The organism is Arthrobacter sp. KKT183, from assembly GCF_055657625.1.
The window spans coordinates 360,479-380,196 of record NZ_CM145770.1; the positions used below are offsets into that span (position 1 = coordinate 360,479).

Genomic DNA, 19,718 nt, shown 5'->3' on the forward strand with positions numbered 1-19,718 from the left:
TGGATGCCCGTCCCGGGAAGACCGATGCCATGCGCAACCTGACCTTCGCCATGAATCTGAGCCTGGACGGCTATATCGCTGCGCCGGGTGACGGGCTCGGCTGGGGTGTTTCGAGCGACGAGCTGTTCCAATGGTGGTCCGACCGCGTGGTGTCGACGGATTTGGCGCTGTACGGGCGCAAACTGTGGGAGACGATGAGCTCACACTGGCCGACGGCGGACCAGCAGCCAGGCGCAACACCGGCGCAGATTGAGTATGCGGGCCGCTGGCGGGAAATGCCGAAAGTGGTGTTCTCCTCGACAATCAGCACGGTTGACTGGAACGCCCGCTTGGTTACCGGCGACGCGGTTGCCGAGATCACCCGGCTCAAAGCCGACGACCGCGGCCGCATGGACATCGGCGGCGCCACCCTCGCATCGGCGGCCATGCGGGCAGGCCTAATCGACGAGTATGTACTCGTCACCCATCCCGTGTTGGTGGGCGGCGGCACGCCGTTCTTCACGGCCCTGGACAACTGGGTGAACCTAAGCCTGGTAGAAATCCGGACGTTCCCCAATGATGTGGTCGTGGCCAGGTACGAGACCAGACGCTGAACGCCTGTTCCCGTTTGTGAAATTTCCCGGGCATAGAGTAGGCGGATGGCTGCAAACGCGAAGAAGTCTGAAGTCATCGATGGTTACACCGTCAAGTACCACGCGAACGGTACTACCCGGTGGTCGAAGGGACGCATCGAGAATGGGAATCCGGTCGGCTACTGGGAGTGGTACCGAATAGATGGCACCGTAAAACGGTCTGGATATTTCGACGCCGGCGAGCCGGTGGGGCAATGGACCACATATGACAAAGACGGCAAGCCATACAAGGTGACTGATCGGGGCCAAGTCAGTGCAAAGCTGCCAGACCAGGACTTTGGGCGGGATTCAAGAAGCGGGTAACGCTGCAAGGAAGGTACGATCCGAAAATTAAGGGGGAAATGAAGGATCTAAGGCTGATCGGCATGATCATCATGGCTATTGGAGCGACCCTTGTGGCGGCTATGTTCGCTTTGATGCTGTACTCAAGGATGCTTCACCCAAATTCGGTGCCTATCCTCCCTGGGCTTTTGCTCATTCTCGGTGGCGGTATTGGTGCGACTGGCGCAATCCTGCTGGCTATCGCCACGGTCCGGCTCCATCGCAACAAGAACCCCAGAAGCTAAACGCGAAGAGTGTTCGCTGAGGGATGCGCATTAGCCCCGTTGAAGGGATTTCTCACTAAACGCTGGTTGGTGCGCCGGAAGCTACTACCAATCCCTTGCGGCCGACAGAGGGGCGACCGACGCCGTCGAACATGAGACGATTCACTCCGTCAGCACTTCGCTGCTGCAACTAGCGTCTGCCCCAGCAGTTTCGACCGAGGCGCCACCTCGTTCCATCCGCATCGATGATCAGCTTGCGGACCACGCCGCGCCCCAGCAAGCTTCGCCGCTCACTGATTCTGCCTCCTCCCTCGAGGTACACGAGCATCGCGAGACAGAGCTCCCGTAAGGCTTTTTCTCGGTATTCTTCGGCGTCCTCCTCAGCGTCCTCTTCATCGAAAACCATGGTCTGCACGTCCAGCTCGGGAACGTAGGCGACCATGAATGCTCCGCCATCGGCTCCGATGATGACTGAGCGTCCCTCGCTCATGCGGCTGTTCACGAGGGAGTTGTAGGGCCAGATTTCGTGATCGGAGTTTACATCTGCCGTCACAAAATGCTCATGGTAAACGTCCTGAACGACGCGCCTGAGCATGGCTCTCATATCGATGGTCATGGTGACAGTTTCGCAAACCGACGCCGACACTTTGTAGGACTCAACCGCCCGTGCCGCCCCAGGATCTCTGGCAGGACAGGCGAGGTCAGGATGCCCACTCTCGTCTATTCACCGAAGATCCGGCAGTCTAGGGAAATGGATTTCCCACTCGTCATACGTCAGTGCACTGACCAGGATCTCGCAATCTTTACGCGGGAGGAACCACCCGGCGCGGGCATCGCCCGAACCATGCTGCAACGTCAACGTGAAGGACGAGTGTTTTTCGCCGCAGCTTGGGAAGGAGTCGTGCCGCTGGGAACTGTGGTCTTGGATTTGAACGCTGATTACCCGCCGGAAATAAAGAATCTCTTCGTGAACCCCGCTAGAAGAAGTCAAGGCGTAGGAACCGCTTTATGCGAATGGCTCGAGACGAAGGCTCGGGACGCAGGCTTCAATCACATCTACCTCGGAGTCGGTACAGACAACGCCGGCGCACGGGACCTATACATGCGCCTTGGATACCGGCCGATCGGGGAATCGGCATCCATCACCTACGAGTACACCGACGATGACGGCAGCACCAAAACCGCAACCGAAACATCCGACTACTACTCAAAACCGCTGAACTGACCGGCAAACCTCAACGTCGACCTGTCGCAGGAGTCCAGCTCGAAGCGCCCGGTGAGGGATCGCTAGGAATTGATCGCCGTCGCGTCTGTAGGGGTGCATAAGCTACGGGGATGGAATCAGACGAGCCGTGGTCCGACTACAGTCGTGACCGTCCCCCGCGTGGGTGGTCGTATCCGCTTGGACAAAAAGACTTTCTGGTGGGACTTCGGCGCCAGAATGTGAAAGTGTGAACGCTGTCATTGAGCTGGCTCGACACGAAACCGGCAGAACCGTTGTATCTGCTGACGGCTGATTGGTTCTCCGATGCTCGCGCCAATTACTTCGGGATCGAGGATCGGGGCTCTAAGCCGCTTCGCATAATTCACCATGCAGTGCCCTCTCCGTTGCGCCAAGAGGTGCGGGATGCGCTAACGAACGGGTATTTGCAAACGATGGTGGACTGGCTCCGAATGGCGTCGGTTCAGGGAAACGCCTGGACGGCAAGTGATCACCATTGGCGCCTCACTTGCATTGTCGACGGCAACATCGCAGTGAATGAGACCTAATCCACCGCTCGTGCGGTGGGGGATCGAACACTGGAGAAAGAATTCGCGAACTTGGTGGGGTTGTCTGTCGCTACGCTCGAGATATGGGAACAATTTCGAGGCGCCCACCCGACCGTGACGCGGTGCTAGCTGAAATCGCGCACGCTGCAGCTATTCGCCACGAGGACTCCAAACGCATCCTGCTTGGAATCGATGGTGTCGATGGGTCCGGGAAGACGATGTTCGCTGACGCCCTAGCTGAGCATATGGGCGCCGCTGGGAAGCACGTCATACGCATCGGTTTAGACAACTTCCATCAGCCACGCGAGATCAGATACCAGCGTGGTCGTTCCTCCCCTGAAGGATTCTGGCTCGACTCATACGATTACCAGCGTCTACATGCTTTCGTGCTCCAACCGCTGTCCAATCAGGGCTCGGGATGGTTCCGGCCGGCCAGCCATGACCTTGACTCCGACCAGTTGATCGAACCACCCGCGCAGCTCGCGCCCGCTGGGAGCATCGTCATCGTCGACGGCATGTTCCTCAACCGGGACGAATTGCGAACCAGTTGGAACTACTCCGTCTTCCTTGATGTCCCCTTCCAAGTAACAGCGGAACGTATGGCCGTCCGAGATGGGTCTCCGGCAGACCCTTCCCATCCAGCGATGCACCGGTATGTCGGCGGTCAGAAGCTCTACATGGCCCAGTGCGACCCGGCTGTGCGGGCGACGCTCGTTGTTGACAACACTGATCCTCAAAAACCAACAACCATCTCACTGGATCGGGCGTCCTACAGGCGGACGAGTTAGACCACGCCCGAGAGCTGCGCGCTGAGGGATCCTTTGACTGGACAACTCCGATTGGTCCGTGGTCGTGAGGTACACGCCGGGATTGTGAGTCGCAGTGGTAGATGGCGCGGTTTCCGCCGCGGTTAATGGCCGATGAGGAGTGCCTCGCGAGTAGCGTCGACAACATCGAGTGTGAGGGCGTCGAGGTTGTTGAGGGCCTAGACGCGTTCGATTTGAATGATGAGCCGGTCGACGAGGCGGAAGGTCCCGCCGGTGATGCGGTCGATGGTCGCGATCGCGGTGATGTAAGCGAGAGGGTCGGTTGTTGTGTTGCTGGCCGGGAGCCGTTGAGTGAGGACGGCGGTGAGTTCAGCGGGTGTGAATGGCCGATATTCATGGGCGAAGCCGATACGGCTGTAGAGCTGGGGTAGCGGGTGATTCTCTTTTCAATGCCAGGCATGCCGATGAGGATGACACCACGTGTGACGATCGAGGCACACCGTTGCTGGGTTGCGGGACACTTGTAGTCAGCGAGCGACACTGGGGCGCTTAGCCAGAGGGTACGAGGAGACAACGTGGCGTTCATCCGGACTATTACAGGGGACATGGACCATGCCTCCCCCGGCGAGCTGATTCGAGATACTCCACGGCGCCCTCGAGGCGCGTCGGTGATCGTGCTCAACGACGACACCGAGGTCGCAGCCTGATGTGGATAACCGGCGACGTCGAACTGCCCGACGAGATCCTCGACGCCCACGAGCGTGGCGAGCTCGTCTTTTTCGTCGGTGCAGGGGCTTCGCTGGGTAAGCCTTCGAACCTTCCCCTATTTGACAGCCTTGCGAAGAAGCTGGCACTACTGGCATCGCACCCATTTTCGAAGCGCGGCGGACTGGACTTTTTCATTGGGCAGCTCGAGTCGCTACCACAGGGATTTGACGCGCATCACCACGCGCACACCCTGATTTCCAATCCGAAGTCGAGATTCAATCCGCTTCATGGTGCGATCGTCGAGCTCGCGGGAATCGGAGGAGCATTCCGTGTGGTGACCACCAACTACGACGATCACCTTGCGTCTGCTGCAGGTAGCGGGTCGATCACTGTCCCGGATACCTGGTACGCCCCGGCGTTACCCCTCGGGCGTGACTTCGCTGGGCTCGTCCACCTGCACGGCTCAGTACGGCGCCCGAAGGAAGAGATGATCCTCACCGACCGTGACTTCGGCCATGCATACATCACCGATGCGTGGGCAGCACGGTTCCTCCTCCCCATGTTCGATCGATTCACGGTGGTGTTCATCGGCTACAGCCACGATGACGTGATCATGCGATACCTCGCGCTCGGGCTGCCGTCGAGCGGCAACACCGCGACCTCTAAACGGTTCGCGTTTACGAGCGACCCCTCGAACAGCAAGTGGGGCTACCTGGGGATTCAACCTATTACCTACCCGGTGGTCGGGCGCGATCATCGAGCGCTCGTGGGCGCGCTTACCGCGTGGGCCGGCCGCGCCAAGATGGGGCAGACCGACCACCAGTCGCGCGTGCAGGCGATCATCGGCGGCGGAACCGCACTCCCACTGCCCGACCGCGACTACCTCAGTGATCGTCTCCGGACTACAGACGGCGCCCGCGACTTCGCGATTGCGACGGAATCACTGCCCGACGAAACCAAACTCGAATGGCTGACCTGGCTGGAGGATCTCCCTGAGTTCAAAGCCCTGTTCTCGCCGCCGGACGTGCCGGACGCGACAGCGATTCTAGGCAACTGGTTCGCAAGAACCTTCATCGAGTCGACGACGCTGAACGGTGCAGCCCTTCAAACCCTGCAACGACTCGGGCAGTCAATGACCGCCTCGTTATACCGGACCGCCACGTGGGTCACCAGCGACCTGAGGAAGCAGGATGCGGCTGCCGGAGAACGGTGGCAAGCACTCCTCGCCACCTCAATCCATGGACAGTCGGCGCCGCTCGGAACTGACTTCCTTTTACCGTTCCTGCCCGATCTGGCAGCACCCAGCATCACGGTGCTGCGGACAGCGCTGCGGCCGTTCCTCAAGCTGGAGCGGCGCTGGTTCGTCGACGAGTCCGCAGAGCGCACGATCCACCCCGATGCGAAGATCACCTGGAACTCGGAGGACTACGCGCTGACCCAGCACGTCCTGCTCGTCGTGCAGGAGTCCGACGTCGGAGATCGCTCTCTCGGCGGTGTCTTGGAGGATGCTATCGTCGCGGCGTACGACCTGCTCGACGCCTACCACGGCGAGCGAGGCTGGGACCCGCTCGCGCATCACCGATCTGCGATCGAGCCTCATGCCCAGGACGAACTGCGGGAGCCGCTCGATGCGGTCATCGACGGCCTCCGCGAATACGGGATCAAGGCACTGCCCGTCTGGCCGGACCTGCCGGATCGATGGTGGAGTCTCAACCGCGCACTTATGCAACGACTGGCCCTGCATCTGGTGGCCGTCGATCCGGCGAGAAGTGCGAACGACAAGCTCTCGTGGCTCCTTGATCGCACTGGGCTCTATGCAGACGATCTGAAGCACGAGACCTATCAGGTTCTCGGGGCTGCCGTCGGTACTGCGGCGCCGTCCTTCAAGCAGCGGGTTTTGGACGCCGCCACTGCTGGACCCGACTACCCCGAGGACATTCCCGATCGTGACCGCCACTTCGGGTATGCGATCTACAACTTGCTCGCATGGCTAAAGCAAGCCGATCCTGATTGGGCTGAGGCTCAAACCGCGTTCGACGCCGCCCAAGCTGAGAACCCTGACTTCGGGGTGCGAGAGCATCCAGACTTCGACAGCTGGATGACAAGCGGAACCTGGGGCGGGAAGCCGCCGATGGACATCGAGGAATTCATTCAGGCGCTTGCTCAGAACGTCAACGCTGCACTCGATGACCTGCTGTCCCACGACTACTCCGAACGCCACTTCGATCAGCCTGAATGGCGAGATGCACTCGGGCTCGTGCAGCAGGCCGCTGAGCGACGCCCGGATCTTGGCGTGCTGCTCTGGGACGCCGTGCTCGGTCACGACGGCCTTGATGAAAAGCAGGTCGACCTGTGGCGCGCGATCGTCGAAGGCTGGGGCAAAGCCCACCTAGGAGATTCAGGGCTCGGGGCTGTCCAGCGCGTCAACACACTGCTGCCGGACAAGGACTCCGCCGATGCGATCGGGCGTTTCCTGCTTGATCAGATTCGACAGCAGATCGACGCAGATGAATCGCCGCTGCTCGCATCCATGCGTGAGCTGGCGCGAGCACTCTGGCGAGAGCAGGGCACAGGATTCACGCACCGAGAAGACTCGACCCCCCTGTCGTTCGCGCCGCTTTACCTGAACTCATGGCCGGGGTTCCTGGCCCAATATTGGGGCAGTGAAGTCGATCGTCGCTGGAGACACTCGCGTGAGGAATGGACTGGACTCAGCGACGAGGAGTCGGAGGCGCTCGTCGCGTTACTAAACGGCAACAAGGATGCACTGGACGCTACTCAGCCCGCGCTTACCGGAGAACTGTTCTTCTACTTCGCCGCAGACGCAAACTTCGCGGCGGCGCACCTGCTTCCGCTATTCAACGATCCGCAGCGACATGCCTTTGGCTGGAGCCCCTTCCTGCACCATCCCAGGTGGAATGACCGGATCCTCGCAGCCGGCCTCTTCGACGGCATGGTCGCCGAGCTCAGCCGTCTCGACGAGTTGCAAGACGGAACCCTGCATCACATTTTTCTGGGGTTCATAACCTCCGTGGTGTCATACGCGGGCATCACGAGTACCGATCGAAGGCGCCTGCTTGACCAGACAGTGCTCGCATCAAACGGCTCGCATGCCGCCGGCTTCGCTGAAGCAGTGGCCCGGTTCCTTCGTGAAGACGGCGTCGACGGCGCCGAGGTGTGGCGACGGTGGCTCGGAAAACATCTGGAACGCCGCCTTAGCGGGCAGCCTCGGGTCGCATCCGCCGAAGAGCTTGCACGCTGGGCGGACGTAGTCCCCGCCGTCGGTGAGTTCGTCCCTGCCGCTGCGACGCTTCTCGGCGGGCACAGCATCGGCCTCGGCGAGAGGTTCTTCAACCCGGATTTGCCGAATGACGTCCTCGCCGCCTATGGCCCTGAGCTCGTTGCTTTCTTTGCGGAGCGGGTCCGAAGCACGACCGGCTCAGACCACATGTTGAGGTACCGCGCGCAGAAACTGGTCGAGACGATACAAGGAGCGGTCAGCGACTCCGTTGCCCAGCCACTGGTTGACGCAGCGACGGAGGGGGGGTTTCTGGATGCTGCGAAATGAAACGACCTCGAGCAGTGGAATCTCGACCTCTGGAGGAGCTCTGCTGCTCGACGCGATATCGGGCCACGCGGTGGTGGTCCGGAGCGCGGTGACTGGCCGTCTGCCATCCGACCTCAGCGTCTCACTGCTGCCATCACAAAGCTGTACCGGCGGTTTCTGGCGCTCAGCTAGTTGACCACCCTTGCGCACGCACCCACGCAACGAGGCGTTGGTCCCGGTCCTTTCGAGCTTGATCCCCGGTGAGCTGGCGCGTGACGACTCTTGTACCAGCGCCCCGTACAAGAGTGCTCTCTCCTACTTCTATCCACGATGCGTGCTGAGCTTTGCCATGGTGCTTCCCTTCGCACGAGCATGTGCAATCGTCTCCCTCAGCCCTCCTGCACCGTAGGTCGCACTTCTCTGCTTCGCTGTAGTGCATTTCAATGTCAACGCTTCCATCGCGTATGGCGATGGCCTCAGCGACGTCCGCGAGGTTTTCTCGGGCGATGGTCCAGTGACCTTCCCCAGCCAAGCCGCCCCTCGGGCGCGTCGACCGATGTTGGTCGTATCGCTGCGCCTACTGCCGTCTTGAACATCGACTTGTTCGAGGGCTCATCTCCCCGGGGACCCCGTAGTCCTCGTTGACTATGTCAGTCTGATCGGAGCCCACCAGGACGGCCCGATTGGTACCCACCTCAGCGACATGCCGAACCTGATGACGGCTTGATTGGTACCCACCTGTGAACGTTGATCCCATCCAATTGGGATCTACCACGGGAGGGCCAGGATGGGGTCGAGAGTGGAGTTGTTCGCGAGAATTCGGAGAGACGCCAGACTCGAGGAGCTGTCGATTCGGGAGCTTGCGCGCAAGTATCAGGTATCAAGGAAGACCGTCAGGAGCGCTCTGAGGTCGCCGGTTCCGCCGGCTCGAAAGACACCGCAGAGAATCTCCCCTCGTTTTGAACCCTTCAAGTCTGTGATCGACGCGATGCTGATCGAGGACACGACGGCACCGAGGAAACAGCGCCACACTGCCAAGAGAATCCTTGCCCGGCTGATCGAGGAGCACGCAGCGCAGGATGTGTCCTATTCAACAGTGCGGGATTACGTCAGGGTGCGACGAGCCAACGATCGACCGTTTATGAACTTGGCAGATCAAAGGTCCACAGTTTTCAGCATGTCGTCGAGCGTTGCGAGAGTCTGCCTAAGTAGCACTGTGTGGGCTGCTGAGTCGTTCTGTGTCCTGACAAGATCTGAGAGCAGGCCCGTCACTTTTGCATCCTTATCCTCATTCCGGGCTTTTAGCATCTCGACCACTCGACGTTTGGTCTCGTCCTCTGGATCGAGGACGCCCTCGGGGAGATACACTCTTTTTTCTGCCAGCCCCAAGGTAGTTTCGCCCACGAGGCTGGATATTCCCTTACGGATACTCTTCCGCTCAGAAACCACCGTTTGCTCAGGATCGCGACTTCAGTGCCATAGGCTCGACTAATGGGCGGTTATAAGAATCAGCAGCTGACGGAATGGGACCAAGGATGGTCTTTCACCAACAAGGGGGTGTGCTCCGCTTGTGTAAATGATGCAGCTCTCAGCGCTTTAGTGCAGTGCGAAGTTGACTCCCTAGTCTGCGACTACTGCGGGACCTTCGCCACTGACACTTTCATAGCAGCGCCGGTTGACGTCCTTGCGAATGCCATTCATGAGAGCTTCCAAACGGAATACGGCGATCCGGACAACGAGGGTGTGGGGTACGACGGAAGGGAGGGCGGGTATCAACTTCCCGTCTATGACACCTGGGAACTACTCGATAAGTTCAACGTTACGGACAACACGTCTCTTCGAGCTGATCTCTCAAATTCCATCGTTGGTCCATGGTGTCAACTCAATCCATACCGCTCATCACCAGTCGAAGCTTTGTCTTGGGGCTGGAGTGGTTTCCGCAGATACGTGGCCAAGGTTCCGCGCGAAAAGTTGCACGTTCCGTCTCCGGATGCAGATCGGCAGCGGGAGGAAGGTGACATACCACCAGAGGACATGCTTACCGTACTAAGGGCCACAATCAAGCATGGCGAGCTGACACGGGTGCTGCCAGCTGGCACCCGCTGGTTCCGCTCACGCCCGCATGCATCAACAGGTCACTTCTCATCCGCTAAGGATCTCGGCAGCCCACCGCCAGGGGCTGCAAAGACGAACCGCATGAGTGCGGCTGGTGACAGCGTTTTCTACGGCGCGAAGACAAGTACCGGAGTTTTGGCAGAAGTTCATGGGTACACGTCCTACGAGTACGCCACCATTGCTGCTTGGGAAACCGCTCGTCCCATGCTCGTTATCGATCTTGTTGACCTTCCAAGCATTCCGTCGCTTTTTGATCCCGACGAGCGCCATCGGCGATCTAACCTAATTTTTCTACACGGATTCGCAGCCGACGTGCGCAAAACTGCTAAGGCAGGAGATGACGAAGATCAGCATTACGTCCCGACGCAGATTGTTGCCGAACACCTTCGTGAACTCTTTCAAGACGCCCAGGGCAATCGGGCGATGGGAGTTCTTTGGCGGTCCGCCAAGAACGAAACGGTGATGAACTGCGTGTTGTTCGTCGATAACGAGGGTTGTGTCGAGCAGGACCCAGGGTGGGCTAACAACGCTAGGGCGTGGTTGGGACTGATTCCTAACAGTCAGCAACGTGGTCCGCTTGCAGACACCTCGACCTGGTTGGCTGAAGATCCACAGTAGCCCGCTAATTGACTTGCCTACCTATTTGGCGTGGGGCTGGCGATTAACCAGGGTCCCTGGTTTCCAGCCTCGCCAGCACCTGCCGTGCTGCGTCCAGATGATGTACCACCACGCCCACGGCATTACCGCCGTGCCGAGCCGATGGTGAGTCTGATTCAAGGTCCTGAAATTTCCCCCGAGGTGGCTGAGTTTTTGCGGGATTCCGTTCCTGGGCTCGAACGCTAGATGTTGCCGCCCTGCAGATGCCGGTCCATCACAGCCGCAAGTCAGCGAATCAGAGGGCGCCCCAACGCCCGGTGAAGGATTTTTGCCGGGACCCCACAGATGGGTAACGAATCGCGGTGGGCCCTCTGGTTCCCCATGGGCTGGGCGACTCAATCGGTCGCCATCCATTCAGCTCTTCCTAGACCTAAATGCCCACGTCGGGGTCTGTCTGCGCCGCCTTCTTGCGCTTGTACCACTGGACGCCCTTGTAGGCGCCATAGCTCGCACCGGCAATAACCACGACGCCGGCAATGACGAGCCACACCTTTTGCGGGTCGATCTCGTGCTCGACCTCCCCCGCTTCCTTGTTCGCCTGGAATGTTTGGAAGTGCGCCTCCGCCTGGGCCCGCGCGATCTTCGCCGCGGCGCGCAGCGCTTGCTTTCGCGCCAAGATGTCCTCGCGCGCCTTCGCGAGCCTTTCAGGCGCGGAGTCGAGAACTTCGGTGATGCTGGGGGCGAAATGTGTCGTGTCATAGGCCACGTGGTATGTACCGCTGTACCCATTGTCGTGGCTCCGCTGGACTCCGTACTCTTTGCCCTTTGGCGTGAGGCCGTACGCACCCGGCTCACCATAGAGGAACCCTTGGTCCTTCAGCAGATAATTGACCTCGACAGCGGTCGCACCGATTTTCCTACCGATACCGCGTGCGGATAGTCCTGGAACATGGTTGTTCATGAGCTTGGCTCCTTCTCTGATCTAGAATACGTATGTACGAGTGTTCGTACGTGTATGAGTTGAACCTATACATGTATCAGTTAGGTGTCAAAACTATGGACAACCGATCCGCAGGCGAAGTCCTCGCCGAGGCACGCAAAAGCGTTGGCTGGAGCCAAGCAAAGCTCGCTGAAACTCTTGGCTTCAGCACCGTCCTTATTTCGAAGATCGAAAATGGCGTGCGAACCCCATCTGAAGCCTTCATCGAGGCTCTTTCGTCACATCTGCCCGAGAAGGCGGCTGCCGTCCGGGAAGCTGCAGGCTCCGAAGCACGTTCGGACAAGCGCAAAAGCGGGAGTCTGAAGGTGTTAGACGCGATGAAGCTTGCAAAGCAGAACGGCGAACGAGCCAGCCGCCTCAAGGCGCGAGCAGAGAACGATAAGCATGAGGCCGATGAGATCGCCCAACGTCTCGCCGAAAAGGTTAGAGAGTTTGACCGTGAAGTGGTCGATCCATTCTCTCGAGTTGTGACACGTGTTGCCGACCTGCCAGAGGATGTGATCGTGCACGCGGACGTTCAGCCCTCGTACGCGAACCCGGAATTCTCTGACGCGTTCAAAGACGCGCAGTTGAAGACCAGCAAGAGCATCTTCGCCCTGCTGGGCGCCGGAGTTCTCGGAAGCGGTACCGGCGCAGCGTTTGGGGCCGGCGCTGCAACTGCCACGTACATGACGTTCGCGAGCATCGCCACGGCATCCACGGGGGCGGCAATCTCAAGCTTGTCTGGTACTACCGCCACATCAGCGGCTCTCGCCGCCATCGGGGGAGGCAGCTTAGCCGCTGGTGGATTCGGGATCGCGGGTGGAACCGCGCTGCTCACCGGGCTTGTCGCGTTGCCGGTGATCACGGCAGTTGCGTGTGCTGTATTGGCAAGCGGCGGACGCATCCTGGAGAAGCAAAAGGTGGTCGAGCGGAAGATCCAACAAGCGGAGGCTGACTTTAATGCGAATGATGTCATCGTGCGCAGGTTCGTGGCTCGCGCGCGGAAGATCAACGAGATTTTAACAGTGGCGCTACTCGCTGCGGGCAACCACCGACGCACCATAGAGCGCGCGTTGCCCGAACAAGGGGACGTTTCATGGTCTGAACTCGATTCTTCGAAGCAGGCTTCAATGCGGCGTCTGGCAGAAATCGTCTTGGCGTGCCTGACCATGCTCGCGCTGCCTATCGGTATGAACCTGAAACAGGGCGCACCAAAAGGTGCCATGAACGCCGAAATCGTCGACGAGAACTCCGTTCCTCAAATCGCGCCCGAACTGGAAGCGGGTCGCGAGCTTGAAAACGAGTTCATAGACTTCGCAATCGAACAGTCCTTCAGCCAAGTCGCACGATAAGGCATCCGTTGTTGTGGGATGAGGGCTATCTCTTGCGGCGCTTTCTACGGAGACCGTGCAACGCTTGAGCGGCGAGTTGGTCACCGCTTTGCGCAGCTTCCTTCAAGAGTGTTCTACCTTCTTGGCGGTGTCCTGCTTGCCAAAGCGCTAGCCCGAGATTGTGCACTGCGTTTGGTTCGCCGGCTGCGACGGCTCGACGGAGAAGTTCGATTTCGTCGGCGACACGTCCCTTCATCCCATAGAGGTTCGCCAGCGGGATGAGCACGTCGACACCTCCTACATCAATGTGGCGTTCGAGGAGTTCAATCGACTCGTCAACCTCCAGCTCTCCACTCAGTACGAGTTCGACGGCAGCTTCCGGGTTCTCGTCTTTTGCCTCCAGCAGGATTCTCAGTGCGGTGTTCTCGGCTCCGAGGGAACGGTACGCACGGGACAGGCGCACCGGCACGTATGGGTGCTCACCTGATCGTTCGAACCAGGTGATGGCGGTCTTTGCATCGTTGAGTTCAAAGTAGATCTGTCCGAGTGTCAGGGCAGCATGCTGGTCGTCGGCCTCGTAGGCCTGCTCGAGAGGAGGAATGGCCTGCTTGAGCTTGCCTTCGTACCACAGGAAGATGCCGTAATTCAGCAGAGCGTCGGTAACGCCTGCGTCAATCGCCATCTGATAAAGCAATTCGATCGCTTCCGCTTTTGAGATCCGCTGGAGGTCATTGGCTGCGTTATACAGCGTTTCCGGTTCGAGCTCGGCGTCCTCGATCGTTTGGCGGAAGCTCAGCTTCCCATCACTTTCTTCTTGCACAATTTTCACGGCTCTAACCTTCCACAGCTCCGCGAGTTGCATGACGAAGACACGAACGAACGAACTTCTTTCGACGCGTCGGCGGGGAGAGCAGTGGGGTGTCGCATTAGGGCGCAGTGTCCGATGAGGGATCCTGCTAAATCGTCCTGACACTGCGGAGGCAGGATCCTCGCTGGTTCAAGCATGCTTCCTCTAGGGCCTTGCGTCCGGTGGTTCTGTAGGAAGGATGCCAGCGCTCATCTCTGAGGATGAGTTTTCTAGCCTTCGGGTTGAGGTTCGTCGAATCCAGCCGATAGAGGCCGCGGCGGTGGATATGGTGACAGGCATGGAACGACCGCTGAGCCTCGCCCGTGTCTGGGGTGCCCCTGTTGTGGCTGGGGCCTTCTTCTTGCTGTGGTGTCTGGCGGAAGCCGGTCGTATGAACGGTGCCTTCACGAATTGGTCGGGGGCATGGCCGCTCATTCTGGTGACTGTTGCAATCGGCTTGTCAGCATGGAAGCCGTACGCCTCGTTGGTGCTCGTGGCTGTTCTTCTGCTGGGCCAGATCCTCTTCGTGCTGCCACCTATGGCAGCTAACCATTGGGCAATCTACATCGGCGCGTTCATTGCGTTGGGCTTCACTTGTTGGGTCGCATCGAGAAGAACTCGCTTCATCGCCCTGGGTGTGAACGCAATGTTCGCCGCACTCATGACGGTACTCATGCTTTCCTGGCGCTATGGTGCAGGGGTTGGATGGTATGCCCCCCGTGGCGGGGATCTGGCCATGTTGATGAACTACGGGTGGCAGCTCTTTGCGCTCCTTCTTCTGATCGCGGGAGCTTGTGCGGCAGTGGGCATGCTGCTGGCGCTTCAGCAAGAACGCGGGAGCTTGTTCCAGGCACGCAATGCGGCACAAAAGGGCTTCCAGGAGGCGACTGTCAATCTTGTGGTTGAACAGGAGCGGTCCCGGATCGCCAGAGACTTGCATGACGTGCTCGCTCATTCGCTCGCGGTCATTTCTGCACAGGCCGACGGCATCCGGTATGTGAATAAGGGCCTGCCAGCTTCAGTGAACGCCGCCCTCGAGAACATAGCCCGCTCGGCGCGCCGTGCCTTGCTCGACGCTCAAAGGGTCATTGAAGGCGGTCCAGCTGACAGCAACGCGCACCCTCAGCCCGGGCTGGAAGACATACCCCCGCTCGTTGAGGGAATGAGAAGCAGCGGACTGCAAATCACTCACAACGAATCCGGGCAGGCAAAGGAACTCACCGCCGGCCAACAGCTCGCGGCATATCGCATCATTCAGGAGTGTCTGACGAACGCGCTCAAGCACGGCGGCCGGGGAACAGAAGTGCAGCTTCGCCTGAACTGGAGCGGGCCTGGGCTGACCATACTCGTGGCCTCAGCCATTCCCGACGCGGAAGCTGAGACGACGAGCGACGATGAAGAAGAACTCCGCGTCGGTCGAGGAATCCCGGGTATGCGTGAAAGGGCCCATCTTGCTGGTGGTTGGATTACAGCTGGCCCGGACGGGCAAAGCTTCCGGGTCACCGCATACATTCCTTATCTGGATCAGGACAACGGCTCCGGCGACGGAAAGAAGCCATGACAAAGGACCTGCCCCAAGGCGAATCCCGCATCTCCGTAGCAGTGGTCGATGACCAGGAGCTATTCCGTGCTGGGATCCGGATGCTCATAGAAAGTCAGGACGACATGGTCGTCGCGACGGAAGCAACAAACGGCGAAGAAGCCCTCGCAGCAGCGACCGAACACTCTCTGGACGTCGTACTCATGGATCTACGCATGCCGGTCATGGACGGTGTCACAGCCACCCGACGAATCGTGCAACAAGCAGACGCTGCCGGCACTGCCGCACCCAAGATCATCGCGCTGACGACCTTCAACAGGGATCAAGCCATCGTTCAAGCCATCCAGGCCGGTGCTAGCGGCTACCTCCTGAAAAGCGCAGAACCAGAATTCCTACTGGCCGCGATACGCACAGTCCATGCGGGGTACTCCGTCATCGCGCCCGGATCCATACACTCACTCTTTGAACACGCGGCACGAACATTTCCAGCAGCGGGACCGGACCTATCAGTCCTCGAAGACCTGTCCGGTCGGGAGGAAGAGGTGTTCCTTCTAGCAGCTAAAGGACTGAGCAACAGTGAGATGGCCGAAAGCCTCTTCGTTTCCGAAGCAACGATCAAGACTCACCTGCGCAACGTGCTGGACAAGCTCCAGCTTCGTACCCGGCTACAGCTGATCGCGTTCGCCCACGAACACCGGCTCCTCGGCTAGATCTCCGATGAGGCTACTCAAGGTGATTTGGCCAGCAACATGTGCGGCTTGCGCTGTGCCAGCGATCCTGCACGTGGCCACGGGCATCCCTCTTAGCAAATCTGTACCAATAGTGCTCATCCTCCTGGCCGCGATCGCATTCATCGCGACAGGCCTCCGGCGGCGAGCAGCTGAATCCAGCGCTGACCAGCCGCGGGACAAGAGCGCAGCACCTGCACGAACCGAAGTCGCCACGCACCCGCCCTCTCTCCAGCGAATTGAAGCGGCCAGGAAGCTGGCTCGGAAAGTCCTCGATGATCACGAGAAACAGCACACTAACGACCACTAAGAAGCGCACCCATAAAGAATCTCCTGGAAATTTGAAATCAGGAGATGAGCGGTGAGGGATCCCTCACCGTTCGGGGGCGAGGGATGGTCCGCCGAAGGGGCGCTACTGAACCACCTAGTCCTGTGCTCCGCGCCACTGACTAGGTGGGGAAGGCCGCCAGATCCAGGCAACGACTCCAATGACGATCAGCAGTACCGCGAAGGCAAACAGTCCTTGTTCGCTGGGAGTCGCGCTCACCAGATGCTTGAATGTGGCCGATCCTTCTTCTACTCCTGAATCTTCGACCCAGAAGTATCGGGACATGAGCGATGCGAATAACGTTGCGCAGATTACGAATCCAACACCAAGAAGCGCAGAGACTAGAAGTGTTCTTGAGCGGCGAAGTTCGCCTCGCTCCTTTGAATTCCCCATCTAGCCCATTGTTGTCCCCGTGATACTCAGCAACAAGACCATCAGCTCGACGGATCCTTCACCGAGCATGTGACTCGATGAACTAGCGGACCGGGAAGTCACCCTCGTAGTCATTCCATGTACCTGCCAGTTGATGCATAGCAAAGAGCTGGTCGTTCACAGAAGCGTCCTTGCCTGCGAAGTCCATGACGAAGTAGTTCACACTAAAGCTGTCGGTAAGGGTCGAGTTGTACTCTGTGGCCGCGGCACGCGTTCGAAAACGGTAGTAGTTCGCTTCAGCAGTGCTGTATGCCTCAACGCAGCCAACCTCGGCACCGCATGTTAAGTCAGTGATCTCTGTGACCTCGGTAGTTACATCTTTCCCTGTGTACTCGGCTTCCATCACGTCCTCGAGCGTGAGGGTGAGTTGAGGGTGCAGAAACAAATAGATTATCCCTGCTACGAAGACCAGTGGTACTCCTACCAGGACTGCGATCAGCCATTTCTTCCCCATACCGCACCATTATGCAGGAGTCGGTCGAGTCGACGACCGTCCGCAAGCCGGTCGTTCAGTGCCCTCAAGCCGAACCTTTGGGTGCACGGTTAGTTCCCTTGAGGACCTTGTGCTTTTGGTGTCGCCCTAATGATCGGATACTGGCACGGCAGGGACGCTGCGTCCGTCAAGAAGGGTGAGGCTTTTCACCACTGTCCCGTCAGGTAAGCGAACCCCTTCTAGGGTAAGACTCAACAAGCCATCGTTCGGGGGATCGTAGGCCGAGGTGTATGCGTAAGTTAAGTTCTCAGGGAGCTCACCTAAGTCCGCCTCGGTGGGGAATTGGATATTGAGCGAGGCTTCTTGCGCAGATTCCTCGCATAGTTGAATGGAACCATCAGGATGAACGAGGCCAATATTGCTAAAGGTACGCTCGGGCGTCTCTGCGGCGTACCACCTGTACCCAGACGGGGGGTTGGTCCTTGAGGATTCGCCGGCTTGCAATGCCTGTTCAATGGCATTGCACGCCTCTGGTATCGCGGGAACCTCGACATTCTTAGTCGTCACAGGCGCTTCGGAGCCATCGGGGAGAGGGGTGTCGTCGATTAGCGGCACGAGCGTAAGGCCAGCAACTAATGCGGTACCTAGTATCGCCACAAGTATGAAGGGCCAGCGCCGTGGCGCGTTCGGCCGGTCAGTCGATGCAGGTTCGAGCGCGTCTGTCGGCTCGGCGCCGAGTTCGACAATGCGCACACCACCGTCCTGACGCTCGTGATCTACCCAGTCATTAGAATTCATGCTGTTCCCCATGCCTTCGACCTTAGATCCTGCCGGACTGATCCTTTGCCTACGAGCTCGGAGAGCCTTGCCCCGGATGACAGGAGACAGTGCTGCGTAAGCCGAACCGTCAGCGTGCGGATAGGCATCTGACGACTGCCCCACTGCCCGCAAGCCGGTCCTTCTGGCGGTGAGGTTGGCCGTCGTCTACTTTGGGAAGTACCGCCAGATGCCCTCTGTGAGGACTTCTACCGCATCATCAGTCACGCTGATGGCCGTTTGGTCATCGATGGCGTAGGACGGTTGCTGTATACCGCCAGCCCATTTCTCTGCTGCCGCTAAAGAGTTACCGGGTGCACCGTCGGGCGCGAGGTGCGGGCAAATCGAAAAGGGAACTACTCCCAGTGTGCTGTCGTCACCGGTCATCGACTTCCAGCCGACGAACTCACGACCGATCTGCGGGGTCATCACCATGCTGCCAGCGCTCATCCCAACCCACACAGTTTTCGTCAGCGACGGGAACATATCGGCCAGTCCGGACTGCTGCACCCAGTGGTTGAGGTATAGAGCGTCACCGCCAGCCGCCAGTAACACGTCGGTTTCGAGAACGAGTGGCTTCCACCGCTCTTCATCGATGCTCGGCAGCGCGGTCAATTCCAGCACGCCGACCGATTCCCATCCCAGGTCAACCATGGGATTCTCGGATCTTCCACTGATAAATTCCCATGCCTTGATGCCGGGGCCGACCCATGGGTGACCATATTGGGCGGTGGGAATGCACAGTGCGTTGGACTCGCTGATCGGCTTGCCGATCAGTTCTTCGAGTGCTGCGAAGATCGTTGGATTGGTGACGCCAGCCGACGTAAGGAGAAGCTTCACGGCGCCATCCTAGCGGCTGCGGCTCGTAGCACCGCGACTCGATCGGTCGGCGTTCACGGCGCCCAAATGCCATCGAGTGCTCGACCGACCATCAAATGCGCGTAAAACCCGCACGATGAAAAGCCCCGTGAAGGAACGATAAGTGCAACACTGAAATGGTGAAGATCGGCTACGCGCGAGTCTCTACACATCAGCAAGACCTCACCATTCAAAGGGAAGGTCTGGCCGCTCTCGGAGTAGAAGCGGACAACACTTACGTCGACCACGGGCTGACCGGCACCAACCGAGCCCGCCCCGGACTTCTCCAGGCATTGGCTGCGGTCCGGGCCGGTGACACGCTTGTCGTCACCAAACTTGACCGGCTTGCGCGGTCGTTACCCGACGCCCGGGATATCGCCGATGAACTCACCCGAAAAGGTGTGTCGCTAAGTCTCGGTAACAGTGTCTACGATCCGACTGACCCGGTGGGCCGCCTCATGTTCAACGTGCTCGGCATGGTCGCCGAGTTCGAGTCAGACCTGATTCGAGCCCGCACGCGCGAAGGCATGGCCGTGGCGAAAGCCAAAGGCCGGCTGCGGGGCAAGCCGCCCAAACTGTCTCTCACTCGCCGCCGTCACCTATACGAGCTGGTCGACGAAGACAAGTACACACAGATGGAACTGGCGGAGATATTCTCAGTCTCCCGGACAACTATCTATCGCGAGATCAAGAGACGCGCTGCGGCGTCGAAATCCTGAACCCTCACCGCGTAAGCCGGCTA

The 19,718-nt window shown here is 59.2% G+C and carries 19 protein-coding genes and 1 pseudogene; 13 read left to right on the top strand and 7 right to left on the bottom strand.

Going from position 1 to position 19,718, the window contains the following annotated elements; translation table 11 throughout:
* The first annotated feature begins 29 nt into the window (after positions 1 to 29).
* Together ACZ2GY_RS01830 and ACZ2GY_RS01835 are read left to right on the top strand one after the other, a co-directional pair.
* Entirely contained in the window at positions 30 to 593 is a 564-nt protein-coding gene (locus ACZ2GY_RS01830; protein ID WP_471673525.1) for a dihydrofolate reductase family protein, read from the top strand.
* A 45-nt stretch (positions 594 to 638) separates the two neighbouring features.
* Complete coding sequence (locus ACZ2GY_RS01835) at positions 639 to 935, top strand: toxin-antitoxin system YwqK family antitoxin (RefSeq protein ID WP_346027936.1); 297 nt, start codon at positions 639 to 641, stop codon at positions 933 to 935.
* 432 nt (positions 936 to 1,367) lie between these two features.
* Here the strand turns inward: ACZ2GY_RS01835 and ACZ2GY_RS01840 are convergent, their stop codons facing one another.
* On the bottom strand, positions 1,368 to 1,793 hold the full coding sequence (locus tag ACZ2GY_RS01840; RefSeq protein ID WP_471672813.1) for a hypothetical protein: 426 nt from the start codon (positions 1,791 to 1,793) through the stop codon (positions 1,368 to 1,370).
* A 228-nt stretch (positions 1,794 to 2,021) separates the two neighbouring features.
* Here ACZ2GY_RS01840 and ACZ2GY_RS01845 point away from each other — a divergent pair, with 228 nt between their 5' ends.
* The 6 genes and pseudogenes from ACZ2GY_RS01845 to ACZ2GY_RS01870 form a co-directional block, all read left to right on the top strand.
* Positions 2,022 to 2,402, top strand: coding sequence for a GNAT family N-acetyltransferase (locus tag ACZ2GY_RS01845; RefSeq protein ID WP_471673526.1), 381 nt, complete (start codon positions 2,022 to 2,024; stop codon positions 2,400 to 2,402).
* Between the two features lie 667 nt (positions 2,403 to 3,069).
* Positions 3,070 to 3,735, top strand: a complete 666-nt coding sequence (locus ACZ2GY_RS01850) for a nucleoside/nucleotide kinase family protein (protein WP_471672814.1) — start codon at positions 3,070 to 3,072, stop codon at positions 3,733 to 3,735.
* 125 nt (positions 3,736 to 3,860) lie between these two features.
* Positions 3,861 to 4,145: a hypothetical protein gene (locus ACZ2GY_RS01855; protein WP_471672815.1), complete on the top strand. Its 285-nt coding sequence runs from the start codon at positions 3,861 to 3,863 to the stop codon at positions 4,143 to 4,145.
* Positions 4,146 to 4,289: 144 nt separating this feature from the next.
* Entirely contained in the window at positions 4,290 to 4,421 is a 132-nt protein-coding gene (locus ACZ2GY_RS01860; protein ID WP_471672816.1) for a hypothetical protein, read from the top strand.
* The gene (locus ACZ2GY_RS01865) at positions 4,421 to 7,990 is read left to right on the top strand and encodes an SIR2 family protein (protein WP_471672817.1); all 3,570 of its coding nucleotides are present in this window, start codon (positions 4,421 to 4,423) and stop codon (positions 7,988 to 7,990) included. Before ACZ2GY_RS01860 ends, ACZ2GY_RS01865 begins: the two co-directional genes overlap by 1 nt.
* Positions 7,991 to 8,756: 766 nt before the next feature.
* Positions 8,757 to 9,092, top strand: a pseudogene (locus ACZ2GY_RS01870) (IS21 family transposase); the annotation flags it as partial.
* Between the two features lie 32 nt (positions 9,093 to 9,124).
* Here the strand turns inward: ACZ2GY_RS01870 and ACZ2GY_RS01875 are convergent.
* A complete protein-coding gene (locus ACZ2GY_RS01875) occupies positions 9,125 to 9,373 on the bottom strand; it encodes a hypothetical protein (RefSeq protein ID WP_471673618.1) in 249 nt (82 codons plus the stop codon).
* An 87-nt stretch (positions 9,374 to 9,460) separates the two neighbouring features.
* On the opposite strand from ACZ2GY_RS01875, the gene ACZ2GY_RS01880 reads away from it, so the two are divergent.
* Entirely contained in the window at positions 9,461 to 10,702 is a 1,242-nt protein-coding gene (locus tag ACZ2GY_RS01880; RefSeq protein ID WP_471672818.1) for a HEPN-associated N-terminal domain-containing protein, read from the top strand.
* Positions 10,703 to 11,111: 409 nt separating this feature from the next.
* Here the strand turns inward: ACZ2GY_RS01880 and ACZ2GY_RS01885 are convergent, their stop codons facing one another.
* Complete coding sequence (locus ACZ2GY_RS01885) at positions 11,112 to 11,642, bottom strand: hypothetical protein (protein WP_471672819.1); 531 nt, start codon at positions 11,640 to 11,642, stop codon at positions 11,112 to 11,114.
* A 95-nt stretch (positions 11,643 to 11,737) separates the two neighbouring features.
* Here ACZ2GY_RS01885 and ACZ2GY_RS01890 point away from each other — a divergent pair, with 95 nt between their 5' ends.
* A complete protein-coding gene (locus ACZ2GY_RS01890) occupies positions 11,738 to 13,015 on the top strand; it encodes a helix-turn-helix domain-containing protein (protein ID WP_471672820.1) in 1,278 nt (425 codons plus the stop codon).
* Positions 13,016 to 13,040: 25 nt separating this feature from the next.
* Here the strand turns inward: ACZ2GY_RS01890 and ACZ2GY_RS01895 are convergent, their stop codons facing one another.
* The gene (locus ACZ2GY_RS01895; RefSeq protein ID WP_471672821.1) at positions 13,041 to 13,823 is read right to left on the bottom strand and encodes a tetratricopeptide repeat protein; all 783 of its coding nucleotides are present in this window, start codon (positions 13,821 to 13,823) and stop codon (positions 13,041 to 13,043) included.
* 316 nt (positions 13,824 to 14,139) lie between these two features.
* Between ACZ2GY_RS01895 and ACZ2GY_RS01900 the strand changes: the two genes are divergently transcribed.
* Together ACZ2GY_RS01900 and ACZ2GY_RS01905 are read left to right on the top strand one after the other, a co-directional pair.
* Positions 14,140 to 15,402, top strand: coding sequence for a sensor histidine kinase (locus ACZ2GY_RS01900; protein ID WP_471672822.1), 1,263 nt, complete (start codon positions 14,140 to 14,142; stop codon positions 15,400 to 15,402).
* Positions 15,399 to 16,091: a response regulator gene (locus ACZ2GY_RS01905; RefSeq protein ID WP_471672823.1), complete on the top strand. Its 693-nt coding sequence runs from the start codon at positions 15,399 to 15,401 to the stop codon at positions 16,089 to 16,091. The genes ACZ2GY_RS01900 and ACZ2GY_RS01905 overlap by 4 nt, the downstream gene beginning before the upstream one ends.
* Positions 16,092 to 16,912: 821 nt before the next feature.
* On the opposite strand, the gene ACZ2GY_RS01910 is transcribed toward ACZ2GY_RS01905, so the two are convergent.
* The 3 genes from ACZ2GY_RS01910 to ACZ2GY_RS01920 form a co-directional block, all read right to left on the bottom strand.
* Positions 16,913 to 17,323, bottom strand: coding sequence for a hypothetical protein (locus ACZ2GY_RS01910; RefSeq protein ID WP_471672824.1), 411 nt, complete (start codon positions 17,321 to 17,323; stop codon positions 16,913 to 16,915).
* Between the two features lie 126 nt (positions 17,324 to 17,449).
* Positions 17,450 to 18,100 carry a hypothetical protein gene (locus tag ACZ2GY_RS01915; RefSeq protein WP_471672825.1) on the bottom strand — a complete coding sequence of 217 codons (651 nt, stop codon included), beginning with the start codon at positions 18,098 to 18,100 and terminating at the stop codon, positions 17,450 to 17,452.
* 186 nt (positions 18,101 to 18,286) lie between these two features.
* Positions 18,287 to 18,958, bottom strand: a complete 672-nt coding sequence (locus ACZ2GY_RS01920; protein ID WP_471672826.1) for a Type 1 glutamine amidotransferase-like domain-containing protein — start codon at positions 18,956 to 18,958, stop codon at positions 18,287 to 18,289.
* A gap of 155 nt (positions 18,959 to 19,113) precedes the next feature.
* On the opposite strand from ACZ2GY_RS01920, the gene ACZ2GY_RS01925 reads away from it, so the two are divergent.
* Positions 19,114 to 19,695 (top strand): recombinase family protein, encoded by a 582-nt coding sequence (locus ACZ2GY_RS01925; RefSeq protein WP_471672827.1) that lies wholly within the window; start codon positions 19,114 to 19,116, stop codon positions 19,693 to 19,695.
* The last annotated feature ends 23 nt before the right edge of the window (positions 19,696 to 19,718 follow it).